This window comes from uncultured Planktosalinus sp. (assembly GCF_963973675.1).
Lineage (GTDB): Bacteria > Bacteroidota > Bacteroidia > Flavobacteriales > Flavobacteriaceae > Planktosalinus.
In genome coordinates this window covers 1-4,318 of the sequence record NZ_CAXBAN010000232.1, presented here as the reverse complement: position 1 = coordinate 4,318, position 4,318 = coordinate 1, and the positions used below count along the sequence as shown (strand labels likewise).

The following is a 4,318-nucleotide window of genomic DNA, read 5'->3' as shown; positions in this document are numbered from 1 at the left end:
TTGTTGTTATTCCTCACATTATGAGGTAAAAATTCAACTTCCGGTATATTCATTGGGTCGTTTTCAGATTCTATGCGTGCCAATAAACAAAAATGCCATGGATTTACATTTATGCCTATATAATCTTCAGGATCTGGAACCAACCATTCAGCTTCTAAAATGATTTCTTCACCGGGTTGAATAATCGGGACATTTAAAGTGGTTATTTGATCACCCATTAAAATACCATTAACAAATAAAGTTCCATTCCAGTGTAAATCCCAAAGTAGTTGTGTATTTGATTTGCCCAATAGAGTTTTAACTCATCATCAGCAATTCCCCAAAAGAAAATATTAAAAGAAACTGGTTCAAAGCTATTTAAATAGGCTGGGTCAACAGACTTAGAATAAACACCCGGTTCATCAGGGGTTTCAGATAGAGGTGTACCACAAAAATCATCAAACGGTTCTTGGGCAGTTAAAATAGATCCATTAATAGTCAAAATACATAAAATGATAATATGTAAATAATTTAATGGGGGGGGGGTTAAGGTGCTGTAAACTAAATAATTGTGATTTTTTCATGACGGTTGGGTTTTGACTTGCTAGAAAAATGAACATTACTAAGGTATTAAAATTTTCTTAAAGTTTTGATTTTTTTTTGATTATTAGTAGTAATATGTAACACATTATAAGAGTTTTATCGTCTAGGCTTTTTAATTTTTTGTATTTTCGCAGCCTTATAAAAAAGCATATAAAATGAGCAAAAAATTTCCTGAATATAAAGGACTTGACTTGGCCAAAGTAGCTGATGAAGTATTGGATTTTTGGAAACAGGAAAACATTTTTCAAAAGAGTATTTCTACCCGTGAAGGAAACGAGCCGTTTATCTTTTTTGAAGGACCACCGTCTGCAAACGGTTTGCCGGGTATTCACCATGTAATGGCACGCACCATTAAGGACATATTTTGCCGCTACAAAACCCAAAAAGGTTTTCAAGTACAACGCAAAGCAGGTTGGGATACCCACGGTCTTCCCATCGAACTGGGGGTTGAAAAGGAACTCGGCATCACCAAAGAAGATATCGGTAAAAAAATAAGCGTTGAAGACTACAATGCCGCTTGTAAAAAAGCCGTAATGCGTTACACCGATGTGTGGAATGACCTCACAGAAAAAATGGGCTACTGGGTCGATATGGATGACCCGTATATCACTTACAAATCCAAGTACATGGAGTCAGTATGGTGGTTGCTCAAACAGATTTACAATAAAGATTTATTATACAAAGGCTACACCATTCAGCCTTATTCCCCAAAAGCAGGTACGGGTTTAAGTTCACATGAGTTGAACCAGCCCGGCACCTATCAGGATGTAACCGATACTACGGTGGTGGCGCAATTTAAAGCATTAAACAACACTTTGCCTCAGGTTCTTCAAGGCTTTGGAGATATTCATTTCCTTGCCTGGACCACAACTCCCTGGACGCTTCCAAGTAATACCGCATTGACTGTTGGGTCAAAAATAGATTATGTATTGGTGAAAACCTTCAACCAATACACTTTTGAGCCCATCAATGTAGTGCTGGCAAAAGCCTTGATAAATAAGCAATTTGATAAAAAATTTCAACTTGCTGAGACCGAAGGCAAATTAAATGATTACAAGGCCGGTGATAAAAAAATACCCTTCTTTATTGCAGCCAATTGTAAAGGAAAAGACCTGGAAGGCATTCGCTATGAGCAATTAATGCCTTATGCTTTACCTCACAACAACCCTGAAAATGCTTTCCGCGTAATTCTGGGTGATTTTGTCACTACTGAAGATGGAACAGGTATCGTTCACACAGCACCCACTTTTGGTGCAGATGATGCCTTGGTTGCCAAACAAGCCGAGCCTGAAGTACCGCCATTATTGGTAAAAGATGACAATGGAAATCTGGTTCCTTTAGTCGATTTACAAGGAAAATTCAGACCTGAGATGGCCGAACTTGCCGGAAAATTTGTTAAAAACGAGTATTATGATGATGGCCTTGCACCTGAAAAATCGGTGGATGTGGAAATCGCTATTAAGCTTAAGGAAGAAAACAAAGCGTTTAAAGTTGAAAAATATGTACACAGTTACCCAAATTGCTGGCGCACAGATAAACCCATTTTATACTATCCATTAGACTCCTGGTTTATCAAAGTAACCGACTTTAAAGACCGTATGCACGATTTGAACCTAGGTATTAACTGGAAGCCAAAATCAACCGGTGAAGGTCGATTTGGTAACTGGCTTGCCAATGCTAACGATTGGAACCTTTCGCGTTCTCGCTATTGGGGAATTCCGTTGCCTATTTGGCGGACTGATGACGGTAAAGAAGAAAAAGTTATCGGTTCAACTGAGGAATTAAAAAGCGAAATCCAAAAAGCCATCACTGCAGGTGTAATGGAGAAAGACATTTTTCCAAAGTTTGTGTCCGGTGATTTATCTGAAGAAAACTACGAAAACATTGATCTGCATAAAAACTATGTTGATGAGGTCATTTTGGTTTCCGAAAGCGGAAGACCAATGAAGCGTGAAAGTGATTTGATTGACGTTTGGTTTGACTCGGGCAGTATGCCATATGCACAATGGCATTATCCGTTTGAAAACAAGGAAAAAGTTGAAAAGACCTGGCGAAAAGCTGACTTTATTGCTGAAGGTGTTGACCAAACTCGTGGTTGGTTTTATACACTGCACGCCATTGCTACAATGACATTTGACGATGTGGCTTATAAAAACGTAGTTTCAAACGGTCTCGTTCTAGATAAAAACGGTCAAAAAATGTCCAAACGATTAGGTAATGCCGTTGATCCTTTTGAAACGATTGCTACTTATGGCCCAGATGCTACACGCTGGTATATGATTAGTAATGCCAATCCGTGGGATAATCTTAAATTTGACATAGAAGGGATTGCTGAGGTACGCCGCAAATTTTTTGGAACGCTTTATAACACGTATAGCTTTTTTAGTTTATATGCCAATCTGGATAAGTTTGATTATTCTGAAGCAGAAATACCATTGAATGAACGCCCTGAGATTGACCGCTGGATTCTTTCAGAATTACATACTTTGATTGAAAAAGTGAATACTTATTATAACGATTATGAGCCTACAAAAGCCACAAGAGCGATTTCAGATTTTGTTCAGGAAAACCTGAGTAACTGGTTTGTGAGATTAAGCAGAAGACGTTACTGGAAAGGGGATTATGGAAGGGATAAGATTTCTGCTTACCAAACTCTTTACACTTGTTTGGTGAATATTGCTCAATTGAGTGCTCCTGTAGCTCCGTTTTTTATGGACAGATTGTATAAGGATTTGACTGCTTCGGTTGTTAAAAAGGATGCTGCAAGTTCAGTACATTTAGCAGATTTTCCAACGTTTGATGCTTCTTACATTGATAAATCACTAGAAAGCAAAATGCAAAAAGCCCAAACCATTTCCTCATTGGTATTATCCTTACGTCAAAAGGAGAAAATCAAGGTGCGACAGCCACTCCAAAAAATTATGATTCCGGTATTGAATAAAGCACAACGGGAAGAAATTTTAGCAGTAGCCGACTTAATAAAATCTGAAGTGAATGTCAAAGAAATTGATTTGATTGACGAGGGATCAGGTATTTTGGTTAAACAAATAAAACCCAATTTTAAAGTCCTTGGCCCCAGATTTGGCAAGGAGATGAAAGTAGTGGCAGATGCGATAATAAATTTCACCCAAAATCAGATAAAAGAAATTGAACAACATGGTGAAATATACATAGAAATTAACGGAAAAAGTATTACTTTGCAGAGCCTTGAAGTTGAAATAAGTTCTCAGGATATTGAAGGTTGGCTGGTAGCAAATAGTGGAGCTATAACAGTTGCTTTAGATATTACAATTTCAGATGAGTTGCGAAATGAAGGTATTGCCAGAGAACTTGTAAACCGCATTCAAAACCTCAGGAAAGATTCAGGGTTTGAAGTGACAGATAAAATTGAAATTTCAATTCAAAAAAGTGATTTGATAAGTAACGCTATTAAAAACAATGCGACTTATATCAAAACTGAAACCCTTGCAGATTCACTTCAATTAGCTGATCAACTTCAACAAGGGGTTGATATAAAATTTGACGATATAGAAACCAAATTGGTAATAAAAAAAGTATAAAGAACATGAGCGAAGACACAAAAACACGTTACAGCGACGCTGAGCTAGAAGAGTTTAGAACAATTATAGTAGATAAAATTCAAAAAGCACAAGAGCAATTAGAACTGATAAAAAGCGCCTACATGAATGATGGTGATAATGGCACTGATGATACCTCACCTACTTTTAAAGCTTTT

Annotated in this window: 3 protein-coding genes and 1 pseudogene; 2 read left to right on the top strand and 2 right to left on the bottom strand. The window is 37.4% G+C overall.

Annotation, left to right across the window (positions count from 1 at the left end; genetic code table 11):
• Together AACY61_RS09510 and AACY61_RS09505 are read right to left on the bottom strand one after the other, a co-directional pair.
• Nucleotides 1-218, bottom strand: a 218-nt coding sequence (locus tag AACY61_RS09510) for a hypothetical protein (RefSeq protein WP_339611338.1), incomplete at its 3' end; no start/stop codon positions are given.
• Nucleotides 218-481: a hypothetical protein gene (locus AACY61_RS09505; protein WP_339611337.1), complete on the bottom strand. Its 264-nt coding sequence runs from the start codon at nt 479-481 to the stop codon at nt 218-220. The genes AACY61_RS09510 and AACY61_RS09505, both read right to left, overlap by 1 nt.
• Nucleotides 482-737: 256 nt before the next feature.
• On the opposite strand from AACY61_RS09505, the gene ileS reads away from it, so the two are divergent.
• On the top strand, nt 738-4,142 hold the full coding sequence (gene ileS / locus AACY61_RS09500) for an isoleucine--tRNA ligase (RefSeq protein ID WP_339611336.1): 3,405 nt from the start codon (nt 738-740) through the stop codon (nt 4,140-4,142).
• A 5-nt stretch (nt 4,143-4,147) separates the two neighbouring features.
• Nucleotides 4,148-4,318, top strand: a pseudogene (locus AACY61_RS09495) (TraR/DksA family transcriptional regulator); the annotation flags it as partial.

Bases quoted from the DNA above. Each gene is read 5' to 3' on its own strand.
- ileS (WP_339611336.1), top strand. From the start codon at position 738: ATGAGCAAAAAATTTCCTGAATATAAAGGACTTGACTTGGCCAAAGTA.